Genomic DNA, 22776 nt, shown 5'->3' with positions numbered 1-22776 from the left:
CCTCGCGGGGCTCAGGGAGTGGAAGGCGATGTCGCAGCCAATGCGCCGGACGCAGGGTTCGAAGCGGTGGGGGGCTGACCCTCGTTGTAGATCCTGACGCGCTGCCCCGGGTTGAGGACGTGCACCCCGGCCGTCACGACCGTCTGACCCGGCGCCAGGCCGCTACCGATGACCACCTCATTGCCTTGCGCCCCGACCACCTCCACGGGGCGCAGGTTCACCGTCATGCTGTCGGGATCGAGCACCCACACCTGGGTCTGACCTTGATGCTCGCGCAGCGCCGAGAGCGGCAGCCTTGCCACACCCGTCTGTGCGGGCAGCTCGATGATCACCGTGGCCGTGCGTCCGAGGGGTGCCGCGGCGCCGCCCAGATCGGCCTTGACGGCGTAGGTGCGCGTGACCGGGTCAGCCGCAGCAGCCACCTCTCGAATGCGGGCCTCGATGCTGGCCCCCTCCTGTCCCCACAGGCGCACCCGCACCGGCGTTGCCGAGGCTGCCAGGGTTCGCATGACTTCGCGCCGATCCTCGGGCACGGCAAACACCGCATCGCGAGGGCCGTCATGCGCCAGACGCAGCACCGGCGTCCCCGCACCGAGCACCATCCCGGGTTCGGCGTCGATGCCGGTGATGACACCAGCCACATCCGCCACCAGGCTGGCATAGGCCGCTTGGTTGCCCTGCACGTTCGCCTGCGCTCGGGCCTGGGCCCATTGCGCCCGGGCGGCCTTCAAGGCCGTCTCGCGACGCTCCAGTTCGGCCGAACTGATGAAGCCCTGGGCCCGCAGCTCGGTAAACCGCTTGAAGTCCGCCTCGGCCTGGTCGAGGTTGGCCTGAGCAGCCGACACGGCGGCGTGCGCCGCCTGCTCGCCCAGCCGCAGGTCCTGAGCATCCAGCACGGCCAGCACCTGACCGGCTCGCACCGTGTCACCCAGGTTCACCCGTCGCTGGACCATCTTGCCCGCAACGCGGAACCCCAGCCGCGATTCGGTGCGGGCCCGCACCTCGGCAGCGTACTCCTGCTGTGCAGCTGCGGGCTGCGGTGCCAGGGTGAGCGTGCGCACGGCGCGGACCGGCTCCTGCGGTGAGGGCGACTTGGAACAGGCCGCCAGCAGCGCCAGGACTGCAACGAGCGCGATGGAAGTTCGTAGAGGAGGCGTGGACATCGGGAAGCTCTGGTGCAGGGAATCGAAGGCCGTCGCGCAGGGCACCGAGCGCATTGCGGCCGCGTGTTGAGCGCCAGCCAATACTGACTGACCGGTCAGTACTCTAGAGACTGATTTGTGCGATGTCAAGATCCCGCGACGTCGGCCCCTCACCGCCCAAGAGCGTGGACAATCCCGGCCGTGAGCGTGGACCACTATGAGAACTTCCCTGTCGCGTCGTGGCTGTGCCCCGCGGCATTGCGCCCCGCCGTGGCGGCCCTGTACTGGTATGCCCGGACGGCCGACGACCTGGCCGACGAGGGCCGCCGCAGCCCGCAGCAACGCCTGGCCGACCTGGCCGACTACCGGCGCGACCTGGCGGCCACGGTGGCCGGGCAGCCTGCGTCGGCACGTTGGCCTCATGTCTTCGGGCCCCTGGGCGAGGCCCTCGCCCGCCACCACTGGCCGGTGCCCCTGCTTGAGGACCTGTTGAGCGCCTTCGAACAGGATGTGGAAAAGCACCGTTACGTTGATCGCGCCGAACTGCTCGACTACTGCCGACGCTCGGCCAACCCGATCGGACGGTTGCTCCTGCATCTGCTTGGCGTGGCCGATGAGACTTCGCTGCGTCAGTCCGATGCCATCTGCTCCGCCCTGCAACTCATCAACTTCTGGCAGGACCTGAGCATTGACACCACCCGCGGGCGCCTCTACATCCCGCTCGAGGACTGCGCCCGCCATCGTGTTCCCCCGGCGTCGCTGCTGGCCCGCCACGAAACTCCCGATACCCAGGCCCTCATGCAAGAGATGGTCGAGTGGTCGCAAGCCCTGATGCTCGAAGGTGCACCGCTGGTGCACCGCGTGCGCGGTCGATTCGGCTGGGAGTTGCGGCTGGTCGTGCAAGGAGGACTTCGCATCCTTGAGAAAATCCGCCGCCTTGACTATGCGACCCTGCACGCCCGCCCCGTGCTGCGCCGGCTCGATGCCCCGGCGTTGCTGTGGCACGCTGCGCGCATGTGACACCAGCCCATGACCCCACAACAATACGTTCAGGACAAGGCCGCGGCCAGCGGGTCGAGCTTCTACTACGCCTTCCTCTTTCTCCCGCCCGACCGCCGGGCGGCCATCACCGCCTTCTACGCCTTTTGCCGGGAGGTGGACGATGTTGTGGACGAAGTGACGGATCCGAGCGTGGCCCAGGCGAAGCTGGCCTGGTGGCGCAAGGAAGTGGCCGCCGCATTCGCTGGCCAGCCCAGCCATCCAGCCTTGCAGGCGCTCGTGCCGCACGCAGCGGCCTTCGACATCCGCGCCGAGCATCTCCAGGCCGTGATCGATGGCTGCCAGATGGACCTGGACCAGACTCGCTACCTCGACTACCCCGCCCTGCAGCGCTATTGCCATCTGGTGGCCGGCGTGGTGGGCGAGGTGGCCAGCGGCATCTTCGGCCGGACCGACCCCGCCACGATCCGCTACGCACACCAGCTCGGCCTGGCCATGCAGCTCACCAACATCATCCGGGACGTGGGTGACGACGCACGTCGTGGCCGCATCTACCTGCCCATCAACGAGCTGCAGCAGTTCGACGTCAAGGCTCATGAAATCCTGAATCGCGTCTACAGCGAGCGCTTCACCGCCCTCATGCGATTCCAGGCCGAACGTGCGCACCGTTGCTATGACGAGGCGCTGGCCAGCCTCCCGCAGGCGGACCGCGTCGCGCAAAAGCCTGGGCTCATGATGGCCAACATCTACCGCACGCTCCTGCGCGAAGTCGAGTCCACGGGCTTCCAGGTCCTGCATCAGCGCATCGCGCTCACCCCGTTGCGCAAGCTGTGGATCGCTTGGCGCACCCACTGGCGGGGCTGGTGACCATGCCGCGCACACTCGCGGTCGTCGGCGGGGGCTGGGCCGGCTGCGCTGCCGCGGTCCAGGCCGTCGATGAAGGCTTCGAGGTCACCCTCTTCGAGATGGCAACCCAGCTCGGGGGGCGGGCGCGCCGGGTGGACATCGAAGGCGTGGCCCTGGACAACGGCCAGCACATCCTCATCGGTGCCTACACGGAATGCCTGCGGCTGATGCGCCAGGTGGGTGTGCGCACCACCCTCGACCTTCTGCGCCTGCCGCTGCAGCTCGCCTACGCCGATGGAACGGGGCTGCAACTGCAGGCAGGGCACCCCGTTCCGGCCCTGATCAAGGCCATCGTCGGCTACCCCGGCTGGGGCCTGCGCGAGCGTGCCGCCCTGCTCTCGGCGGCCACCGGCTGGGCATGGCGCCGCTTCCGGTGCGACCCGATGCTCACCGTGGCACAGCTGTGTGCCGGCCTGCCACAGCGAGTGCGTCACGAGCTCATCGACCCCTTGTGCGTGGCAGCCCTGAACACCCCCACCACCCAGGCCAGCGCAGAGGTTTTTCTTCGCGTCCTGCACGACACCTTGAGCGCCGGCCCCGGCAGCAGCGACCTGTTGCTGCCCCGCACCGACCTGGGCCGCCTCTTCCCCGAGACCGCCGCGGACTGGCTGGAGCACGCGGGCGCCACGGTGCGTCGTGGCTCGAGGGTCTCTGACCTGCAGGCGCTGCCCGATGGGCGCTGGTCGGTGAATGGCCAGGCCCATGATGCCGTCATCCTGGCTTGCTCCCCCACCGAGGCCGCGCGACTCGCCCATGCCCATGCACCGGAGTGGGCCGAGTGCGCGCAAGCCCTGCGTTTCGAGCCCATCGTGACGGTCTACGCCCATGCGCCAGGCGCGCGCCTGCCCCTGCCCATGCTCGCCCTGCGCAGCACCGACATGGCGCCGGCTCAGTACGTCTTTGACCGCGGGCTGCTGGGTGGCCCCACGGGTCTGCTGGCTTTCGTGGTCAGTGGTGCGTCCTCCTGGGTCACCCGGGGTCTGGAGGCCACCGCCGAGGCCGTCATGGCGCAGGCCGAGACCGAACTCTCGCGCTTCCTGCGCCCGCCACTGCGCCTGGTGCGCACCATTGTCGAGCGCCGCGCCACCTTCCTGTGCGAACCCGCCCTGCGTCGGCCCGCGGCTTCCGTGGCGCCTGCGCTCGAAGCGGCCGGCGACTACATCGCCGGCCCCTACCCGGCCACGCTGGAAGGCGCCGTGCGCTCCGGCGTGGCAGCAGCCCAGCGACTGAGGCGCCGGCTCGCCTCGCAGCGCTGATTTCGCCATGCAAAAACACCCCGTTTCGGGTGAAAATCAAGCGCATGAAGAAGTCCGAAGGACACGCCCCCACCATCCAGGTCCTCGAGCGCATGTTCTCGCTGCTCGATGTGCTGGCCTCCCACCAGGATCCTGTGTCGCTCAAGGAAATCAGCGCGCAGACAGGGTTGCACCCCTCCACCGCCCACCGCATCCTCAACGATCTGGCCGTTGGCCGATTCGTCGATCGTCCGGAGGCCGGCAGCTACCGGCTGGGGATGCGCCTCCTCGAACTGGGTAACCTGGTCAAAGCCCGGCTCGATGTGCGCGATGCCGCCCTGGGCCCGATGCGCGAATTGCACAAGCTCACGCACCAGCCGGTCAACCTGTCCGTTCGCCAGGGCGACGAGATCGTCTACATCGAGCGGACCTACAGTGAACGCTCCGGCATGCAGGTCGTGCGCGCGGTCGGAGGACGGGCCCCGTTGCACCTCACCTCGGTTGGTAAGCTGTTCCTCGCACAGGATGATGCCCAGCGCGTGCGCGCCTACGCCACCCGGACCGGCCTGGCCGGCCATACGCGCAACAGCATCACCGACCTGGGGACTCTGGAGCGTGAGCTGGCAAGAGTGCGTCAATACGGCTGCGCACGCGACAACGAGGAACTCGAACTGGGCGTGCGCTGCATGGCGGCCGGCATCCGCGACGACCAGGGCAAGCTGGTTGCCGGACTGTCGATCTCGGCACCGGCCGATCGGCTGGAGGAAGCCTGGCTGGAGCGGCTGCAAGCCACCGCGGCGCAGATTTCCTCCGCGCTCGGCTACCGGGGCTGAAGCCCCCGGTGGCAGTGCAGGCTCAGGACGTCACGCGAGGCACGTCCACGTCATCTTCCGCGGGAAGCGGGCTGGCCAGGCCGTGATCGAGCAGCCAGCTGCGCACCCGCTCGGCATCACCCAGGCGCGAGAAGCGGCCCGCTGAATCCAGGAAGACCATGATCAGCTTGCGGCCGGCCAGTTCCGCCTGCATCACCAGACACCGCCCGGCTTCCGAGATGTAGCCCGTCTTCTGAAGGCCAATCTCCCAGTTGGGATTGAACACCAGACCGTTCGTGTTGCGGTACTGCAGCTGGCGTTTCCCCACCACGACCTGGTACTCATGGGAGGTCGACAACTCACGGATGAGCGGCACGCCATACGTGGCCTTGACCAGCACCGCCAGATCGCGCGCCGAGGACTGGTTGCGGCTGGACAGGCCGGTTGGCTCGACGAAGCGCGTGTCGTTCATGCCCAGTTCGCGAGCCTTGCGGTTCATCGCCGCCACAAAAGGCCGCAAACCGCCCGGGTAGTGACGCCCCAGGGCATTGGCCGCCCGGTTCTCGGACGACATCAGCGCCAGATGCAGCATTTCCTCGCGGCTCAGCCGCGTCCCCACCGCCAGGCGGGAACTGCTGCCCTTCTCGGTGTCGATGTCCTCGCGGGTGATCGTGAGCATCTCCTGCAGCGGCTGATCGGCCTCGATGACCACCAGCGCGGTCATGAGCTTGGTCAGCGACGCAATGGGCAGCACCGCCTGGGAGTTCTTGGCGAAGAGGACTTCTTCGGTTTCCTGGTCGAGCACCAGAGCGACACTGGATTTCAGGTCCAGCGGGTCCTCGACCGCGTGCAGGCCGAACGCCTGGCCGTAGGACACACGCGCCGGTGCAGCCGCCACCGCACGCTGAACGGTGGCCGACTGTTTGCGAGGTGAGGCCGCGGCCTGCGAACGGGCCTGAGGGCGAGAAGGCGATGTCGCCGCGCTGCGTTTGACCGGCGCTGGCTGGGCGGACTTGCGCACCGGTTTGTCGGCCGCGGGTCGCTTGTTGGATGCCTGGGCACTGCGCTTGGCACCGTCCTGCGCCACCGCAGGCGCCATGGTGGCCGCCCCCCAGGCGAGGGCCAGCGCCAGCGCCAAACCTCGCCCTAAGCTCCAGAAAACCGCTCTTGTCACTGCCCTACTCCCGCAGTCGCTTGACGGCGAGTGTAGGAGATCAGAAAAACATACGCAAGATCAAAAACTTACGCACTATTTCTCAAGTGAGCCCTGAAAGTGCAACTTTGTGACGGTTTCACCCCTGAGCCGCGACCCGCTCGCCCTTGCTGTGCAATTTGTTCAGGGCGGCCAGATAGGCCTTGGCCGAAGCCACCACGATGTCCGGATCCGCCCCCACGCCGTTGACCACCCGCCCGCCATGCTGCAGACGGATCGTCACTTCACCCTGCGATTCTGTGCTTCCCGAGGTGATGGCATTGACCGAATAGAGCAGCATTTCGGCACCACTTTGCACATGGGCTTCGATGGCCTTGAGGCTGGCATCCACCGGGCCGTTGCCGTCGCTTTCGCCGTGGAATTCCTGGCCGCCGGCCGCAAACGCGACGCGCGCGTGCGGGCGTTCGCCCATTTCCGAACGTTGCGAGAGCGCCAGCAGCCGATAGTGCTCCTGCTCGCTGGTGACGCTCTCATCACCGACCAGCGCGATGATGTCTTCGTCGAAGATCTCGCTCTTGCGATCCGCCAGATCCTTGAACTTCGCAAAGGCGGCATTGACCTCGGCCTCCGAGTCCAGCTCGATGCCCAGCTCCTGCAGGCGCTGCTTGAAGGCATTGCGGCCTGACAGCTTGCCGAGCACGATCTTGTTGGCCGACCAGCCCACATCCTCCGCACGCATGATCTCGTAGGTGTCACGCGCCTTGAGCACGCCGTCCTGGTGGATGCCGGAGGCGTGCGCAAAGGCATTGGCGCCCACCACCGCCTTGTTGGGCTGCACCACGAAGCCCGTGGTCTGCGACACCAGGCGCGAGGCCGGCACGATCTGGCTGGTGTCGATGCCCAGTTCCAGGCCAAAGTAGTCGCGCCGGGTGCGCACGGCCATCACCACTTCTTCCAGCGAGCAGTTGCCTGCACGCTCGCCCAACCCGTTGATGGTGCACTCCACCTGCCGTGCGCCACCGATCTGCACGCCGGCCAGGGAATTGGCGACTGCCATGCCCAGGTCGTTGTGGCAATGCACCGACCAGACCGCCTTGTCGGAATTGGGTATCCGCTCGCGCAGCGTCTTGATGAAGTTGCCGTACAGCTCCGGCACGGCATAGCCCACGGTGTCGGGAATGTTGATCGTGGTCGCCCCTTCGTCGATCACGGCCTCCAGCACACGGCACAGGAAATCGAGCTCGGAGCGGTAGCCGTCCTCGGGCGAGAACTCCACATCGCCGCACAGATTGCGGGCGAACTTCACCGCCAGCTTGGCCTGCTCGAACACCTGTTCGGGTGTCATGCGCAGCTTCTTCTCCATGTGCAACGGGCTGGTCGCAATGAAGGTGTGGATGCGCGACGAAGCCGCGCCCTTCAGGGCTTCGGCAGCACGGCCGATGTCACGATCGTTCGCGCGGGCCAGTGAACACACCGTCGAGCCCTTGATCGTGTCGGCAATCGCCTTCACGGCCTCGAAATCACCGTTCGATGAGGCCGCAAAACCTGCTTCGATGACATCCACGCGCAGCCGTTCGAGCTGGCGCGCGATGCGCAGCTTCTCGTCCTTGGTCATCGACGCGCCGGGAGACTGCTCGCCATCGCGCAAGGTGGTGTCGAAGATGATCAGCTTGTCTGCCATGGTCGGCTCCGTGCAGGGAGGGGATCAAACGATAAGCGATAAGGCCCGCAGGCCACGACACCGTCAGCGGTGCAGGCCCTGCTCGTCGGGCTCGTCGGTGGACACGGCGATCACGCTCACCGGCTTGCCCTTGGCCTTGCGGAAAGCATAGACGCCGTAACCCGAAAAACCATAGACCACGAACAGTGCGAACAGCACCGCCGGCGGGTGGTAGGCAATCAGCGCAAAGGCCAGCGCGATGGCCACCACCACGATGAAGGGCACGCTGCGCCTGAAGCTCACGTCCTTGAAGCTGTAGAAGGGTACGTTGGTGACCATCGTGAGCCCGGCATAGAGGGTCAGCGCAAACGCACTCCAGGTCAGCCAGTCGATGCGCGAGGCGCCCCGGTAGCCCAGATCATCCATCACCCAGATGAATCCCACGACCAGGGCGGCCGCCGCCGGGCTCGGCAAGCCCTGGAAGAACCGCTTGTCCACCACTGTGATGTTGGTGTTGAACCGCGCCAGGCGCAGTGCCGCCCCGGCGCAGTACACGAAGGCCGCGATCCAGCCCAGCTTGCCCAGGCCCTGCAGAGCCCATTCGTACATGATGAGCGCCGGCGCCGCGCCGAAGGACACCATGTCCGAGAGGCTGTCCATCTGCTCACCGAAGGTACTCTGGGTATTCGTCATCCGCGCCACGCGCCCATCCAGGCTGTCGAGCACCATGGCGCAGAAGATGCCGATGGCGGCCAGCTCAAAGCGCTGGTTCATCGCCATCACGATGGCGTAGAAGCCCCCGAACAGCGCGGCCAGCGTGAACAGATTGGGCAGGATGTAGATGCCCTTGCGACGCGGGCGCACCACGTCCTCATGCGGCATATCGACAGGGTCGGGCGTCTCGTTCATTGCTGGGGCAGCACGGCCAGGATGGTGGAGGTGGCCGAGACCTTGTCGCCGGGGGCCACGCGCGGCGTGGCCTCGACCGGCAGGTACACATCCACGCGGGAGCCAAAGCGGATGAAGCCGTAGCGCTGGCCTTTGGCCACCTCGTCGCCGGGCTTCACGTAGCACAGGATGCGCCGTGCGATCAGGCCAGCCACCTGCACCAGGGTCACGGTGTGGGCCCCCGACTCGATCACGACGGCATTGCGCTCGTTCTCCGTGGAAGCCTTGTCCAGGTCGGCATTGATGAACAAGCCCGGGAAGTACTGAACCTTGCTGACCCGGCCATCGATGCTGATGCGGTTTGAATGCACATTGAAGACGTTCATGAACACGCTGATCAGGAGCGCATCGCGGTCGGCATACGGGTCGCGCACTTTCTCGACCTTGACGATACGCCCGTCCGCCGGGGAGAGTACCGCACCCACGTCGGCCGGGATGGCCCGCGGCGGGTCACGGAAGAACTGAACCACAAAGGCCAGGGCCAGCCAGCACAGCAAGGCCAGGAAGCCCGGCAGGAAGAAGGAGGCAAACACTGCGACAAAGAAGGCGATGGCGATGAAAGGCCAGCCTTCCTTGGCGAGAAAGGGATGGGGATAGTTCATGGGCGGGAGGATACAACAGGCGAGCAACAAAAAAGCCGCGAGGAAGCCCTCGCGGCTCTGTGCGGCGGCGCAACGCGGATCAGTTCTTGGACTGGTCGACCAGGCGGTTCTTCTTGATCCAGGGCATCATGGCCCGCAGCTGCTCGCCCACCACCTCGATCTGGTGCTCGGCCGTGATGCGACGGCGCGACAACAGGGTCGGGGCACCGGCCTTGTTCTCCAGGATGAAGCTCTTGGCGTACTCGCCCGTCTGGATGTCCTTCAGGCACTGGCGCATCGCTTCCTTGGTCTGCTCGGTCACCACGCGCGGGCCGGTGACGTACTCACCATACTCGGCGTTGTTCGAGATCGAGTAGTTCATGTTCGCAATGCCGCCCTCGTAGATCAGGTCCACGATGAGCTTGAGTTCGTGCAGGCACTCGAAATAAGCCATCTCGGGTGCGTAGCCAGCTTCCACCAGGGTCTCGAATCCGGCCTTGATCAGCTCGACGGTGCCGCCGCACAACACGGCCTGCTCGCCGAAGAGGTCGGTCTCGGTCTCCTCACGGAAGTTGGTCTCGATGATGCCGGCTTTGCCACCGCCATTGGCTGCGGCATAGCTCAGGGCCAGGTCACGCGCCTTGCCGCTCTTGTCCGCGTGCACGGCAATCAGGTGGGGAACACCGCCGCCCTGGGTGTAGGTCGAGCGCACGGTGTGGCCCGGAGCCTTCGGGGCCACCATCCACACGTCGAGGTCGGCGCGGGGCACCACCTGACCGTAGTGCACATTGAAGCCATGGGCGAAGGCCAGCGAGGCGCCTTCCTTGATGTTGGGCTCCACATCCTTGGCGTACACGCTGGCGATCTGCTCGTCGGGCAGCAGGATCATCACGACATCGGCGCCCTGCACGGCGTCGGCCACCTCGGCCACTTTCAGGCCCGCCTTCTCGGCCTTGGCCCAGGACGCGCCACCACGGCGCAGGCCCACGGTCACCTTGACCCCGCTGTCGTTGAGGTTCTGGGCATGGGCATGGCCTTGCGAGCCGTAGCCGACGATGGTGACGTTCTTGCCCTTGATCAGGCTCAGGTCAGCGTCCTTGTCGTAGTAGACCTTCATGGTGTTCTCCAGGTTGTCCGGTTGGAATAAGTTGGGTTCGGGGATCAGACGCGCAGGATCCGCTCGCCGCGGCCGATGCCGCTGGTGCCGGTGCGCACGGTTTCGAGGATGGCGGTGCGTTCGATGGCCTCGATGAAGGCATCGAGCTTGCTCGCGTCGCCAGTCAGTTCAATGGTGTAGGTTTTCTCGGTGACATCGACGATGCGGCCGCGGAAGATGTCCGCCATGCGCTTCATCTCCTCGCGCTCTTTGCCCACCGCGCGCACCTTGATCAGCATGAGCTCGCGCTCGGTGAAGCTGCCTTCGGTGAGGTCCACCACCTTCACGACCTCGATCAGGCGGTTCAGGTGCTTGGTGATCTGTTCGATCACCTCGTCGGAGCCGGTGGTGACGATCGTCATGCGCGACAGCGACGGGTCTTCCGTCGGCGCCACGGTGAGGCTTTCGATGTTGTAGCCACGGGCCGAAAAGAGGCCCACCACGCGGGAGAGGGCCCCGGCCTCGTTCTCCAGCAGGACTGCAATGATGTGTTTCATGGGTCGTTGTTCGCGCTCTTCAGGCCGACGGCGGTAACCGGCGGCCCTTGGCCACGTCCTTCGAGAGGGTGATTGTCGTTCCGAAACCGTTCGCCGCGTCCGGCCGGCGCCTGACGCCACGCGGCAACGTGACGCCCTTGCCGGCCCGCGCGCGGGTCACAGATCTTCGGATCCCAGCAGCATCTCCGTGATGCCCTTGCCTGCCTGGACCATGGGCCAGACGTTCTCGGTCGGGTCGGTGCGCACGTCCAGGAAGACGGTGCGATCCTTCAGGCGCATCATCTCGCGCAGCGCCGGCTCCACTTCGGACGGCTTCTCGATCTTCAGGCCCACGTGCCCATAGGCCTCGGCGAGCTTGACGAAATCGGGCAGCGCGTCCATGTAGCTGTGCGAGTAGCGGCCGCCGTAGTCGAGCTGCTGCCACTGGCGCACCATGCCCAGGTAGCGGTTGTTGAGCGAGATCACCTTGACCGGCGTCTGGTACTGCTGGCAGGTGGACAGCTCCTGGATGCACATCTGGATGGAACCTTCGCCGGTGATGCAGAACACGTCGGCTTCGGGCTTGGCCAGCTTGATGCCCATGGCGTAAGGCAGGCCCACCCCCATGGTGCCCAGGCCACCGGAGTTGATCCAGCGACGCGGCTCGTCGAAGCGATAGAACTGGGCCGCCCACATCTGATGCTGGCCCACGTCGGAGGTGATGTAGGTCTCGCGGTCGCGGGTCATCTCCCACAGCGTCTCGACCACGTACTGGGGCTTGATGACCTCATCCGAGTGCTTGTATTTCAGGCACTCGCGCTTGCGCCACTCGTTGATCTGCCCCCACCAGGCCGACAGCGCCTGGGCATCGGGTCGGGCCTGAGCCTCGCGGATCTGGGCGATGAGCTCCTGCAGCACGTCCTTCACGTCGCCCACGATGGGGATGTCGACCTTCACCCGCTTCGAGATGGACGACGGGTCGATGTCGACGTGGATGATCTTGCGCTCCACCGACGCGAAATGCTTCGGGTTGCCGATCACGCGGTCATCGAAGCGGGCCCCCACGGCCAGCAGCACGTCGCAGTTCTGCATGGTCATGTTGGCTTCGTAGGTGCCGTGCATGCCCAGCATGCCCAGGAAGCGCGGGTCCGTGGCCGGGAAGGCGCCCAGGCCCATCAGCGTGTTGGTGCAGGGATAGCCCAGCAGATCGACCAGCTCGCGCAACTCGGCCGAGGCATTGCCCAGGATGACACCACCGCCTGTGTAGATGTAGGGCCGCTTGGCCTGCATCAGCAGCTGGACGGCCTTGCGGATCTGCCCGCCATGGCCCTTGCGCACCGGGTTGTACGAGCGCATTTCCACGCCGTCGGGGTAGTGGAATTCGGTGGTCTTGAGCGACACGTCCTTGGGCACGTCCACCACCACCGGCCCGGGACGGCCCGTGCGAGCGATGTGAAAGGCCTTCTTCATCGTCACGGCCAGATCCTTGACGTCCTTCACGAGGAAGTTGTGCTTGACGATGGGCCGGGTGATGCCCACGGTGTCGCATTCCTGGAAGGCGTCCAGGCCGATGGCCGGCGTGGGCACCTGTCCGGTGATGATCACCATGGGGATGGAGTCCATGTAGGCCGTGGCGATGCCGGTGATGGCATTGGTCACGCCCGGGCCGGAGGTGACGAGCGCCACGCCCACCTCGCCGGTGGCGCGAGCATATCCGTCGGCCGCGTGCACGGCAGCCTGCTCGTGGCGCACCAGCACGTGTTGAATGGTCTCCTGCTTGTACAGGGCGTCGTAAATGTAGAGCACCGCGCCACCCGGGTAGCCCCAGATGTACTTGACGCCCTCGGCCTGGAGGCAGCGCACCAGGATGTCGGAACCGTTGAGCTCTTGCGTGGAGGAGTGCGGGGGCGGCGTGCCATCGGTGGCAGCGGCACGCTTGTGTTCCGCGGCAGACATGTCCATATGTCGAACCTTTCTGAATTTCTCTGACGAAAAACGATCGGTGCCCCTCTCCTCGCCCTCGTGAGGCGGGTGTGGAGCCTGCGCGGTCATGAACGAGGCGCCCGGGTCGGGCGTCCGAGTCGAGACCCAATGTTGTGCAGGGCAGCATTATGACATTGCCCGCGCACCCCATGTCAGGGCGATGCGATAATTTGACGTTACGCTCTCGCACGCCCACGACGCGACTCCTTTCCCTTGGCGACAGAACAAGAACTCAGCGACTTCCTCAGGAGCGTTGACAAGCGCGCCTTCAAGCGGGTCGTCTATGCCGTTCGGGATGCGGATGCGGCCCTGGACATCGTGCAGGACGCCATGATCCGTCTGGCGGAAAGGTACGGCGACCGGCCGGCGTCTGAACTGCCCCTGCTCTTCCAGCGCATCCTGTCCAATGCCACCACCGACTGGTTCCGGCGGCAGAAGGTGCGCGGCGCCGTGATGCAGTCGTTCTCGGACTTCGAGGGGCATGACGGCGAAGAGCCCGTGGATCTGCTTGACACCCTGGAGGCGCTGCAAAGCACGGAAGGCACGGAAAGTGCTGCAGAAGCCCTGTCGCGCAGCCAGCTGCTCCAGATCATCGACAGCGAGGTGCAGAAGCTCCCGCCCCGTCAACGGGAGGCCTTTCTGATGCGTTACTGGGAAGAATTCGATGTCGCCGAGACCGCGTCCCTCATGGGCTGCTCTGAGGGCAGCGTCAAGACCCATTGTTCCCGAGCCGTGCACGCCCTTGCGCGCGCGCTCAAGCTCAAGGGGATCACGCCATGAACCATTCGCCCTTGCAGTCTGCTGAAACCGAGGTCCTGGAGGCCCGGGTGGGCCTCTTGCTGGCAGCCCACCTGTCCGACGCCCCATTGCCGCCGGACATCACCGAGCGCCTGCGTTTTGCGCGGGCGCAGGCGGTCGCGCGCAGGCGCGTGACCGCTGCAACGACCAACTGGGTCGTCAGCGCCTCCGGGGCCGCAGCGCTCGGTCGTGGTCCTGCCGGCCAGGGCGGCGAGCGCAGATGGTGGGCTGCCTTGGGAGGGCTGCTGCCCTTGCTGGCCTTGCTGGGCGGCCTGCTGCTCATTGACCACTGGGAAACGGAGCGCCAGATCCAGCTGGCCGCCGAAATCGACGCCATGCTGCTGGCCGACGATCTGCCTCCGGCCGCCTATGCCGACCCCGGCTTCCTAGAGTTCCTGAGAACCCCGCGAGAATGATGGTTCGTCCGCCGTGCTTGCGCCCCCTCCTGCTGCGTCTGGCGTCCCTCGGGGTGCTCGGCCCGGTTCTGGCCGGCAGCGTGTGCGCGCAACCGCCCCCGGCCGGTGGAGCCGAGCCGGCCCGGCTGACCGCAGCGTCCCAGGAGGGACCTCGCTGGAGCCAGCTCGCCCCCCCCCAACGGCAAGCCCTCAGCCCCCTCAAGGGGGTCTGGGACACGCTCGATGGCCCTCGCAAGCGCAAATGGCTGGAAGTCGCCCAGCGCTTTCCTTCCCTGAACGAGGACGAGCGCCGTCGGGTGCATGAACGTATGGGCGAATGGGTGGCGCTGTCTCCCCAGCAGCGCACACTGGCGCGCATCAACTTCGGTACGGCCAAGGACCTGCCGGCTTCCCAGCGGGTGGATCGCTGGGAGTCCTACAAAGCCCTGCCTCCGGAGGAACGCCAGGCGCTGGCGGCCCAGGCACAGCGATTCGACGTGAAAGCCTCGCCTGGGGCACGTCAGCCCGTGTCGGTGCCCGCGTCTCCCACGACCCAGCAGGTCCGCCCCGGGGTCACGACGGTCCCCGTCACCCAGCGCGCTCAGCCCACTTGGCATCAGCAGCCCGGATTGCCGAAAATCGCGACTTCGTCCCGACTCATCGACCCTCAGACGCTGCTGCCGGTGGCAGGCCCGCAAGGTGCGGCTGCCATGCGCCCCGTGATGCCCTCTGCGCGTGCACCCAAGCCGGCGGCGCCGTGAAAGACGCCCGAACTTGTCCTCCACCGTCACTTCCCCTCCCCCGGCACCGCTGACCACCGCCCCGACCCTTCGGCGCCGGCTGGCCTGCCTGACCTACGAAGCGGTCCTGCTCTTCGGGATCGTCATGATCGCGGGCCTGCTGTACGGCATCCTGCTGGGACAGCGCCATGCCTTGCAAGGCCGTGTGGGGCTGGGCGCGTTCATTGTCGTCATCCTGGCCTGGTACTTCGTGTGGTGCTGGACACGCAGTGGTCAGACCCTGCCCATGCAGACGTGGCGCATCCGACTCGAGGGCCGCGACGGACGCCTGCCCGGCCGCGGGCGAGCGCTGCTGCGCTTCGTGACCGCCTGGGTCTGGGTGATACCGGGCCTCGCGCTGGCCCATGTCCTGGGTGTCGCCGGCAACGGATGGGCCGTGTTCGGTTCGGTGACGGGCTGGATCGTGGGCTATGCCAGCCTTGCCCTCCTGCGCCGCGACCGGCAGTTCTGGCATGACGCGGTCTGCGGCACGCGCCTGGTGACCGTGCCACCCGCAGCGCAGCCGAAGCACTGACATTCACGCGCCGCCTCGGGCAGGCACAATCGTTCCATGACCAATCCACACAAGGGCCGCACAGGTCTGACCCGCATAGCCCATGCCCTGCGCTACTCCATCGACGGCCTGCGAGTGGCGTATCAGAGCGAAAGCGCCTTCCGTCAGGAGTTCTGGCTCGCAGTCGTGATGGTGCCGTTCGCGTTCTGGCTGGGTCGGAGCTGGGTCGAGGTGGCGCTCCTGGCCGGTTCCGTCATGCTGGTGCTGATCGTCGAACTGCTGAACTCCGGCATCGAGGCAGCCATCGACCGCGTGTCCTTCGAGATGCATGACCTGTCCAAGCGCGCCAAGGACCTGGCCAGTGCGGCCGTGCTGCTTTCGCTGCTGCTGTGCGGCGGGATCTGGGTCGCAGCCCTCTGCGCTCGCCTGCTCCCTCTGTCCTGATCCCTTCGACCGTTCGACTCATGCCCTCTTTTTCGCTGTGTGTCTATTGCGGCTCGCGTGACGGCAAGCACCCTGCCTACGTACGGGCTGCAGACGCGGTCGGCCGGTGCCTGGCCCGCCAAGGTGGGCGGCTTGTCTACGGAGGCGGCCGCGTCGGCCTGATGGGGGTGGTCGCGGACGCCGTCCTGGCCGAGGGGGGCGAGGTGGTCGGCGTGATCCCGCAGACCCTGATGGACCGCGAAGTGGGCCACCCCGGCCTCACAGAATTGCACGTGGTGCAGACCATGCACGAGCGCAAACGCCTGATGGCCGAGCGTGCCGATGCCTTCCTCGCCCTGCCCGGCGGCATCGGCACCTTCGAGGAGCTGTTCGAGGTCTGGACCTGGCGCCAGCTCGGCTACCACGACAAGCCCGTGGGCCTGCTCAATGTCCAGGGCTACTACGACGGCCTGCTCGGCTTTCTGGGCCATACCGTGGCGCAGGGCTTCCTCAGCCCCGCGCAGCATGGGGTCCTGCAGGTGAGCACCGATCCGGCCGCCCTGCTGGAAGCTTTGCGCACCCAGGCACAGCAGGCCACCGCACCCGACGACTACCGGAAGATCTGACCGCGTGAAGATGCAAGAAGCCCACCGAAGTGGGCCTCTCGCAGCATGAACGTGCCGTCCGCAGCCTCAGATGGCGGCGTCGTCCGTTTCTCCCGTGCGGATGCGCACCACCTGCTCCACCGGGGTCACAAAAATCTTGCCGTCGCCGATCTTGCCGGTCTTGGCCGCCTTGATGACCGCCTCGATGCAGCGGTCCACGTCCTCATCCTTCACCACCACCTCGATCTTCACCTTGGGCAGGAAGTCCACCACGTACTCAGCACCACGGTAGAGCTCGGTATGGCCCTTCTGACGGCCGAAGCCCTTGACCTCGGTGACGGTCAGGCCGGTCACGCCCACATCGGCAAGTGCTTCACGCACCTCCTCGAGCTTGAACGGTTTGATGACGGCAGTGATCTGCTTCATGTGCGGCTCCGTGGGAATGTCAATCTCGATGCGGGTAGTTTAAGCGCGGAACTTCGAGGTGATCGGATAGCGCCAGTCGCGTCCGAACGCGCGGTGCGTGATGCGGATCCCCACCGGCGCCTGGCGGCGTTTGTACTCGTTGATCTTCAGCAGCCGCGTCACGCGTTCGACGTCTTCCCGCGCGTAGCCCGCCGCCACGATGTCCTCGATGCTCTGGTCGTCCTCCATGTAGCGCTGCATGATCGCATCCAGCACCTCATAGGGGGGCAGGCTGTCCTGGTCGGTCTGGTCGGGCCGCAGCTCGGCTGATGGCGGCCTCGTGATGATGCGCTCGGGAATCACAGGGCCGGTGCTGCCGTCGGCACGACGTGTCGGTTGCTCGTTCTTCCAGCGCGCCAACCGATAGACCAGGGTCTTGGCCACATCCTTGATCACCGCAAAGCCGCCGGCCATGTCGCCATAGAGCGTGCAGTAGCCGGTGGCCATCTCGCTCTTGTTGCCGGTGGTCAGCACGATGCTGCCGTGCTTGTTCGACAGGGCCATCAGCAGCGTCCCGCGCACACGCGCCTGGATGTTCTCCTCGGTCGCGTCCTCGGGAAGGCCCGCAAACTCCCCGGCCAACGTCGCCTTGAAAGCCTCGAACATCGGCGTGATCGAGAACTCGTCGTAGCGCACGCCCAGGCGCTGCGCCATGTCGCGCGCATCCAGCCAGGAGATGTCGGCCGTGTAGGGCGACGGCATCATCACCGTGCGCACCCGCTCTGCCCCCAGCGCATCGACCGCCACGGCGAGCACCAAAGCCGAGTCGATCCCCCCGCTCAGGCCGATGATGGCCCCGGGGAAACCGTTCTTGCCCACGTAGTCACGCACCCCTGTGACGAGGGCCGCCCAGACCTGGGCCTCCGTTGGCGGCAGGGGATGCAGCTCGCCCTGCACCCGCTGGGGCGACACGTCCAGCACCATGAGGTGTTCCTCGAACATCGGCGCACGAGCCGTCACCGCACCGTCCGCATTGAGGGCAAAGGACGCGCCATCGAAGACCACCTCATCCTGACCACCCACCTGATGCGCGTAGATGAGCGGCAGCCCGCATTCGCGCGCTCTCTCCGCCATGCGCTCCTCGCGCTCCGCCACCTTGCCCAGGTGGTAGGGCGAGGCATTGAGCACGACGAGCACCTGCGCCCCTGCCTCGCGCGCGCTGCGCGCCGGCTCGACGAACCAGGCATCCTCACAGATGTTCAGACCAAAGCGGATGCCGTCGACCTCGAAGACCACCGGCCCTTGGCCGAGCTCGCGGCCCGACACGAAGTAGCGCCGTTCGTCAAAGACCTGGTAGTTCGGCAGTTCGCGCTTGGCGTAGGTGGCCCGCACCTTTCCCCCCGCCAGCACCGAGGCTGCATTCACCCGTTGCGGCACGATCACCGACCTGGTCCTAAGATCGCCCGATCCTGTCCACGAACGCGGATGACCCACCACCACATGCAAACCCTCCAGGTCGGCCAGACGAGCCGCACACGCCGCCAGCGCCTCCTCGCAGGCCTGCAGGAAGGCCGGGCGCAGCAGCAGGTCCTCGGGGGGATAGCCACACAGCGACAGTTCCGGCGTGATCAGCAGGCGCACCCCCTGGGCGTGCGCCCGGCGGGCCCAGGCCTCGATGCGCGATACGTTGCCGGCGAGATCGCCAACAGAAGGGTTGAACTGCGCAACGGCAACCTTGACCACGGCTTGGGCTGACATATGAAAGTGGAGAAGAGGTCGGTCGATTATGTCATCCGGGTCCATGACGACCCCGCACAGATCGCCTCCGCGGACTGGGACCACCTGCTGGATGCCAACGGCGGTGCGCCCTTCTTCCTTCGGCACGCCTACCTCCAGGCCTTGCACCGGTCAGGCAGCGCCACCGCCGACACGGGCTGGCTGCCGCAGTTCCTGACCGCCTGGCAAGGCGACCGCCTGCAGGGGGCCCTGCCGCTCTACCTGAAGTCACACTCCTATGGCGAGTATGTCTTCGACTGGGCCTGGGCCGATGCCCACGAGCGCCACGGGCTGCCCTACTACCCCAAGCTCACTGGCGCAATTCCCTTCACGCCCGTCCCCGGCCCCCGACTGCTCGCGCTGGACGAGGGTGCGCGCCTTGCCCTGCTGCAGGGGCTGCGCGAGTTGCTTGCCGAAGGCCTGGTTTCGTCTGCGCACCTGCTCTTCCTGTGCGATGCCGATCGCGCCGCAGCCGAATCGCAGGGGTGGCTGCTGCGCCGCACCGTTCAGTTCCACTGGCACAACCGCACCCCCGACCCATATGGCAGCTTTGGCGATTTTCTGGCGCAGCTTCAGCGCGAAAAGCGCAAGAAGATCGCTCAGGAGCGCCGCAGGGTCGCCGAGGCAGGCATCCGCTTCGAGACTCGTCAGGGTTCGCAGATCACCGCTGACGACTGGGACTTCTTCTACCGCTGCTATGTGGCAACGTACCATGCCCACCGCTCGACGCCCTACCTCACACGGGCCTTCTTCGACGAGATGGCGCAGCACCTGTCGCAGCACTGGCTGATGTTTCTGGCCTACCGAGGGACCGAGCGCATCGCGAGTTCGCTCGTCGGTATCGACCCCGGACAGCGCATCGCCTACGGTCGCTACTGGGGATGTGTGGAGCCTGTGCCCTGCCTGCATTTCGAGGCCTGCTACTACCAGCCCCTGCAATGGTGCATCGATCAGGGCTACCAGCGCTTCGAAGGTGGAGCGCAGGGCGAACACAAGATGGCCCGCGGGCTCCTGCCTGTCACGACATGGTCGGCCCACTGGTTGCGCCACCCTGCCTTTTCGGACGCAGTGGCGCATTTCCTCCAGCGAGAGGGGCGCGGCATCGCCGCCTACGTCGACGAACTGCGCGAGCGCAACCCGTTCCGCGACGTCAGCGCACCGCCTCCTTGAAGTCGCCGCCAACGGCCCAGACCCAGCGGTCCGGGCGCAGATGGTTGCGCAGCGCGGCATGCACCTCCTGCGGGGTCAGGCGCGCAATCCGTTCGTCCACCGCCTGCGACACCTCGAAACGACGCCCCAGCCGCAGATTCTCCGACAAGGCTGCCGCCAGCTGAGCATCCTGGGCCCGCCCCAGTCGTCGCAGCGCCAGCAGCCCTTTGCGCGCGGCCTCCACTTCCTCTGCGGTGAAGCCCTCCAACAGGGCCTTTGTCACCTCCTCCTCGACAGCCTGTCGCACACGCATCAGGTTTTCAGGAGCAAAGATGGCAGACACGGTCCAGGTCGAATTGGGTTCCCAGGCATTCCACTCCACATAGGACTGGATGCCGTACGACAGGCCTTCCCGCTCGCGAACACGGCTCCACAGTCGCGAACTGCCGCTCTGGCCCAGCAGATAGTTCGCCACCAGGAACGCGGCATAGTCGGGATGGGCATCGGACATGGGCAAGGGCTGGCTGGCACGCAGATAAGCATTGCGCTGGTCCGGGGTGGTGAACCTGAGTTCCGCCGGTAGGACCTCGGCGAATGGCCGGGGAATGCGCTCGTACACCTCCGCGCTGCGCCAACCCCGGAAATGCTGTTCCAGGGCGTCGAGCACGGCCTGTGTATCCATGTCTCCCACAGCAGCAAACTGAGCATGGGACGCACCATAGAAGCGCTTGTGGAAGGCCCTGACCTGTTGCAGGGACAAGGCCTGCACCGACTGACGCTGCCGGTCCAGATCCGCCACATGACGAACATCGCCCGGTGGGTACGGGCTCAGACGCCCCTCCACAGCATTGTCCACGCGGTCCTCCGGCGAGCGCAGAGCCTCCTGCAGCCCGGCCAGCCACTGACGCCGAACCTCGTCGAACGCCGCCGCCTCCAGGGCCGGTTCTCGCAGCATCTGGGCCACGACAGCCAGCAGGCCGGGGAGCTGGTCCCGCGAGGTCCTCATCGACACACTGACCCCCCCTGCGACGGACTGCACCGAGACATCCGCACGCAAGCGATCGAGTTCGTCCGACAGGGCCTGGCGTGACAGGCGCCGGGTGCCCTTGTCCAGCAAAGCTGCAACCATGCTGGCAGCCTCGCCCTGGCCCTGCAGGCTCGTAACCGATCCGAAGCGCAAGTCCAGCCGCGCATGGACCAGCTGCCCCCGCGTCGGTTTCGGCAGCAGGGCCACCTGCAGCCCCTCACCCACCTGGTGCACGACCGTGTTCGCGTCGATGTTGGCGGGCGTGGGCTCGAATGTCTCGATCACGCCTTGCCGCACATCCCCCACATAGCCCGCCAGCTGGGCCGCCACATCCACGCGCTGCGGCTCCGGCGCCCGGCGCGGAGTTGCCTCCGGCACGTAGCGGGCCACCGTGCGGTTGTCTCGGACCAAGTAGGCCTGTGCCACCCGCTGCACATCTTCAAGACGCAGATCGCGGATGCGGTCTCGTGTGAGAAAGTGCAGGCGCCAGTCCCCTTGAGCGATCGACTCCGACAGCGCGACACCGACACGCTGCGCATCGGCAAAGGACAGTTCCCATTGCTTGAGCCAACGGGCCTTCGCTCGGTCGAGCTCCGCCTGAGTGATGGGCGCGTGCTCCAGCCCCTCGACCACACGCAGAAGCGCCTCTTGCGCCCGCGTTACATCACCGTCGGCAGCCAGTTGCAGCCCGAACAAGGCATAGCCCGGGTCAGCCAACCCCTGGGTGAAGGCAAAGGCAGCAGCGGCCACGGAAGACTCGACCAGTTCGCGATGCAAGCGCCCCCCCGGGCTGTCTCCCAGAATCAGGGCAAGCGCCCGGAAGGCCGCGTGGTCCGGGTGCGGCCCCGGCGGGACGTGGTACATCGCATAGATCAGCGGTACGCCCCCAGGGCGCCGAAGAACTGCCTCGCGTTCGCCGTCCTGAACCGGATCCAGCGTGACGGGCACCGGTAACGGCGCACCTGGTCGCGGGAGGGGCGCAAAGTAGGTCTGGACCCAGTCCAGAACCCTCTGCGTCTCAAACAGACCCGAAACGATCAGCGTCGCGTTGTCCGGACGATAGTGCGTGCGGTAGAAGCGCCTCAGGGCCTCGATGTCGACGTTCTCCACGTCGCTGCGTGCGCCGATCGTGCTGTTGCCGTAGTTGTGCCAGAGGTACATGGTCGACAGGCCCCGCTCGAGCAGGACACGTCCGGCGTCGTTCTCACCCATCTCCATCTCATTGCGCACCACCGTCATCTCGGCGTCCAGCGCACTGCGCTCCAGCGAGGCATTCACCATCGCATCGGCAAGCCAGTCGAGATACCAACGCAGGTTATCGTCGTCTGCAGCAAAACTTGCAAAGTAATTGGTGCGGTCATACCACGTCGATCCGTTGGCTCGAAGGCCCCTGCGGCTGAATTCCGCCCAGGCGTCTGGGTGCCTGGCACTGCCTTTGAAAAGCAGATGCTCCAGCAGATGGGCCATCCCCGTCTCGCCATAGGATTCGTGACGCGATCCCACTCGAACCGTGAGGTTCACCGTGGTCGTGGGCTTGCTCGCGTCGGGCACCAGCAGGATCTGCAGGCCATTGTCGAGCCGATACTCCTGCACGCCTTCGACCTGGGCCACCGGTGCAGGCAGCGTGCCGGGCATCTGGGCCCAGGATGCCGGCAGCGCCCCAAAGAAAAACAATCCCACCAAGCCACAGCGCCACCAAGACATCGTCACGTGCCTCCAGAAGATCACCGCTGTCTGAACGTCCCGGCCAGAAGAGGTTCCGAACCCCAAAAACGAACCCCCACCGCCTTGTCGGGGGTGGGGGTTTGGGGGTTAATAGCCTGACGATGTCCTACTTTCACACGGGAATCCGCA

General features: G+C 66.2%; 22 protein-coding genes. 11 read left to right on the top strand and 11 right to left on the bottom strand.

Features of this window, described 5'->3' with window-relative positions:
- Positions 1-11: 11 nt before the first annotated feature.
- Positions 12-1163, bottom strand: a complete 1152-nt coding sequence (locus C1704_RS11235; protein ID WP_170064685.1) for an efflux RND transporter periplasmic adaptor subunit — start codon at positions 1161-1163, stop codon at positions 12-14.
- 180 nt (positions 1164-1343) lie between these two features.
- Between C1704_RS11235 and hpnC the strand changes: the two genes are divergently transcribed.
- From hpnC to C1704_RS11215, 4 genes are read left to right on the top strand one after another with little or no spacing between them, the layout of a single operon-like run.
- On the top strand, positions 1344-2162 hold the full coding sequence (gene hpnC / locus C1704_RS11230; RefSeq protein ID WP_104302826.1) for a squalene synthase HpnC: 819 nt from the start codon (positions 1344-1346) through the stop codon (positions 2160-2162).
- Between the two features lie 9 nt (positions 2163-2171).
- Positions 2172-3008: a presqualene diphosphate synthase HpnD gene (hpnD, locus tag C1704_RS11225; protein WP_104302825.1), complete on the top strand. Its 837-nt coding sequence runs from the start codon at positions 2172-2174 to the stop codon at positions 3006-3008.
- 2 nt (positions 3009-3010) lie between these two features.
- Complete coding sequence (gene hpnE / locus C1704_RS11220; RefSeq protein WP_104302993.1) at positions 3011-4303, top strand: hydroxysqualene dehydroxylase HpnE; 1293 nt, start codon at positions 3011-3013, stop codon at positions 4301-4303.
- Positions 4304-4347: 44 nt separating this feature from the next.
- Entirely contained in the window at positions 4348-5115 is a 768-nt protein-coding gene (locus tag C1704_RS11215; RefSeq protein ID WP_104302824.1) for an IclR family transcriptional regulator, read from the top strand.
- Positions 5116-5137: 22 nt separating this feature from the next.
- On the opposite strand, the gene pbpG is transcribed toward C1704_RS11215, so the two are convergent.
- From pbpG to C1704_RS11180, 7 genes are all read right to left on the bottom strand, one after another.
- Positions 5138-6193: a D-alanyl-D-alanine endopeptidase gene (gene pbpG / locus C1704_RS11210; RefSeq protein ID WP_104302992.1), complete on the bottom strand. Its 1056-nt coding sequence runs from the start codon at positions 6191-6193 to the stop codon at positions 5138-5140.
- 193 nt (positions 6194-6386) lie between these two features.
- The gene (locus tag C1704_RS11205; protein WP_104302823.1) at positions 6387-7928 is read right to left on the bottom strand and encodes a 2-isopropylmalate synthase; all 1542 of its coding nucleotides are present in this window, start codon (positions 7926-7928) and stop codon (positions 6387-6389) included.
- Positions 7929-7991: 63 nt separating this feature from the next.
- On the bottom strand, positions 7992-8816 hold the full coding sequence (gene pssA, locus C1704_RS11200; RefSeq protein ID WP_211286926.1) for a CDP-diacylglycerol--serine O-phosphatidyltransferase: 825 nt from the start codon (positions 8814-8816) through the stop codon (positions 7992-7994).
- On the bottom strand, positions 8813-9457 hold the full coding sequence (locus C1704_RS11195; RefSeq protein ID WP_104302821.1) for a phosphatidylserine decarboxylase: 645 nt from the start codon (positions 9455-9457) through the stop codon (positions 8813-8815). Before C1704_RS11195 ends, pssA begins: the two co-directional genes overlap by 4 nt.
- 79 nt (positions 9458-9536) lie before the next feature.
- Positions 9537-10553 carry a ketol-acid reductoisomerase gene (gene ilvC, locus C1704_RS11190; RefSeq protein ID WP_104302820.1) on the bottom strand — a complete coding sequence of 339 codons (1017 nt, stop codon included), beginning with the start codon at positions 10551-10553 and terminating at the stop codon, positions 9537-9539.
- A 44-nt stretch (positions 10554-10597) separates the two neighbouring features.
- A complete protein-coding gene (gene ilvN, locus C1704_RS11185; RefSeq protein ID WP_104302819.1) occupies positions 10598-11089 on the bottom strand; it encodes an acetolactate synthase small subunit in 492 nt (163 codons plus the stop codon).
- Positions 11090-11245: 156 nt separating this feature from the next.
- Positions 11246-13030, bottom strand: a complete 1785-nt coding sequence (locus C1704_RS11180; RefSeq protein ID WP_104302818.1) for an acetolactate synthase 3 catalytic subunit — start codon at positions 13028-13030, stop codon at positions 11246-11248.
- 234 nt (positions 13031-13264) lie between these two features.
- Between C1704_RS11180 and C1704_RS11175 the strand changes: the two genes are divergently transcribed.
- From C1704_RS11175 to C1704_RS11150, 6 genes are read left to right on the top strand one after another with little or no spacing between them, the layout of a single operon-like run.
- Positions 13265-13831, top strand: coding sequence for an RNA polymerase sigma factor (locus C1704_RS11175; protein WP_104302817.1), 567 nt, complete (start codon positions 13265-13267; stop codon positions 13829-13831).
- Entirely contained in the window at positions 13828-14265 is a 438-nt protein-coding gene (locus C1704_RS11170; protein WP_104302816.1) for a DUF3619 family protein, read from the top strand. Before C1704_RS11175 ends, C1704_RS11170 begins: the two co-directional genes overlap by 4 nt.
- Before the next feature lie 17 nt (positions 14266-14282).
- Complete coding sequence (locus C1704_RS11165; protein ID WP_170064684.1) at positions 14283-15005, top strand: DUF3106 domain-containing protein; 723 nt, start codon at positions 14283-14285, stop codon at positions 15003-15005.
- Positions 15006-15018: 13 nt separating this feature from the next.
- A complete protein-coding gene (locus C1704_RS11160; RefSeq protein WP_170064683.1) occupies positions 15019-15558 on the top strand; it encodes an RDD family protein in 540 nt (179 codons plus the stop codon).
- Positions 15559-15594: 36 nt separating this feature from the next.
- Entirely contained in the window at positions 15595-15981 is a 387-nt protein-coding gene (locus C1704_RS11155; protein WP_104302814.1) for a diacylglycerol kinase, read from the top strand.
- Positions 15982-16001: 20 nt separating this feature from the next.
- Positions 16002-16586 carry an LOG family protein gene (locus C1704_RS11150; RefSeq protein WP_104302813.1) on the top strand — a complete coding sequence of 195 codons (585 nt, stop codon included), beginning with the start codon at positions 16002-16004 and terminating at the stop codon, positions 16584-16586.
- 66 nt (positions 16587-16652) lie between these two features.
- On the opposite strand, the gene C1704_RS11145 is transcribed toward C1704_RS11150, so the two are convergent.
- Both C1704_RS11145 and C1704_RS11140 read right to left on the bottom strand, forming a co-directional pair.
- Positions 16653-16991 carry a P-II family nitrogen regulator gene (locus C1704_RS11145; protein WP_104302812.1) on the bottom strand — a complete coding sequence of 113 codons (339 nt, stop codon included), beginning with the start codon at positions 16989-16991 and terminating at the stop codon, positions 16653-16655.
- A 39-nt stretch (positions 16992-17030) separates the two neighbouring features.
- The gene (locus C1704_RS11140; RefSeq protein WP_104302811.1) at positions 17031-18728 is read right to left on the bottom strand and encodes an NAD+ synthase; all 1698 of its coding nucleotides are present in this window, start codon (positions 18726-18728) and stop codon (positions 17031-17033) included.
- Between C1704_RS11140 and C1704_RS11135 the strand changes: the two genes are divergently transcribed.
- Positions 18729-19916 carry a GNAT family N-acetyltransferase gene (locus C1704_RS11135; protein ID WP_104302810.1) on the top strand — a complete coding sequence of 396 codons (1188 nt, stop codon included), beginning with the start codon at positions 18729-18731 and terminating at the stop codon, positions 19914-19916.
- Here the strand turns inward: C1704_RS11135 and C1704_RS11130 are convergent.
- A complete protein-coding gene (locus tag C1704_RS11130) occupies positions 19897-22602 on the bottom strand; it encodes a M16 family metallopeptidase (protein WP_245876470.1) in 2706 nt (901 codons plus the stop codon). The genes C1704_RS11135 and C1704_RS11130 overlap by 20 nt on opposite strands.
- Between the last annotated feature and the right edge of the window lie 174 nt (positions 22603-22776).

Origin of the sequence: Caldimonas caldifontis, assembly GCF_002930615.1 — a bacterium.
Lineage (GTDB): Bacteria > Pseudomonadota > Gammaproteobacteria > Burkholderiales > Burkholderiaceae_C > Caldimonas > Caldimonas caldifontis.
This window is presented reverse-complemented; position numbering and strand designations above follow the sequence as displayed.

What these genes read in the sequence shown, in the direction of transcription:
- C1704_RS11195 (WP_104302821.1), bottom strand. Translation starts at nt 9,457, where the DNA reads ATGAACTATCCCCATCCCTTTCTCGCCAAGGAAGGCTGGCCTTTCATC.
- hpnE (WP_104302993.1), top strand. Translation starts at nt 3,011, where the DNA reads ATGCCGCGCACACTCGCGGTCGTCGGCGGGGGCTGGGCCGGCTGCGCT.
- C1704_RS11215 (WP_104302824.1), top strand. Translation starts at nt 4,348, where the DNA reads ATGAAGAAGTCCGAAGGACACGCCCCCACCATCCAGGTCCTCGAGCGC.
- C1704_RS11135 (WP_104302810.1), top strand. Translation starts at nt 18,729, where the DNA reads ATGAAAGTGGAGAAGAGGTCGGTCGATTATGTCATCCGGGTCCATGAC.
- hpnD (WP_104302825.1), top strand. Translation starts at nt 2,172, where the DNA reads ATGACCCCACAACAATACGTTCAGGACAAGGCCGCGGCCAGCGGGTCG.
- C1704_RS11145 (WP_104302812.1), bottom strand. Translation starts at nt 16,991, where the DNA reads ATGAAGCAGATCACTGCCGTCATCAAACCGTTCAAGCTCGAGGAGGTG.
- pbpG (WP_104302992.1), bottom strand. Translation starts at nt 6,193, where the DNA reads ATGGCGCCTGCGGTGGCGCAGGACGGTGCCAAGCGCAGTGCCCAGGCA.
- C1704_RS11180 (WP_104302818.1), bottom strand. Translation starts at nt 13,030, where the DNA reads ATGGACATGTCTGCCGCGGAACACAAGCGTGCCGCTGCCACCGATGGC.
- ilvC (WP_104302820.1), bottom strand. Translation starts at nt 10,553, where the DNA reads ATGAAGGTCTACTACGACAAGGACGCTGACCTGAGCCTGATCAAGGGC.
- C1704_RS11205 (WP_104302823.1), bottom strand. Translation starts at nt 7,928, where the DNA reads ATGGCAGACAAGCTGATCATCTTCGACACCACCTTGCGCGATGGCGAG.
- ilvN (WP_104302819.1), bottom strand. Translation starts at nt 11,089, where the DNA reads ATGAAACACATCATTGCAGTCCTGCTGGAGAACGAGGCCGGGGCCCTC.
- C1704_RS11235 (WP_170064685.1), bottom strand. Translation starts at nt 1,163, where the DNA reads ATGTCCACGCCTCCTCTACGAACTTCCATCGCGCTCGTTGCAGTCCTG.
- C1704_RS11150 (WP_104302813.1), top strand. Translation starts at nt 16,002, where the DNA reads ATGCCCTCTTTTTCGCTGTGTGTCTATTGCGGCTCGCGTGACGGCAAG.
- C1704_RS11155 (WP_104302814.1), top strand. Translation starts at nt 15,595, where the DNA reads ATGACCAATCCACACAAGGGCCGCACAGGTCTGACCCGCATAGCCCAT.
- pssA (WP_211286926.1), bottom strand. Translation starts at nt 8,816, where the DNA reads ATGAACGAGACGCCCGACCCTGTCGATATGCCGCATGAGGACGTGGTG.
- C1704_RS11170 (WP_104302816.1), top strand. Translation starts at nt 13,828, where the DNA reads ATGAACCATTCGCCCTTGCAGTCTGCTGAAACCGAGGTCCTGGAGGCC.
- C1704_RS11140 (WP_104302811.1), bottom strand. Translation starts at nt 18,728, where the DNA reads ATGTCAGCCCAAGCCGTGGTCAAGGTTGCCGTTGCGCAGTTCAACCCT.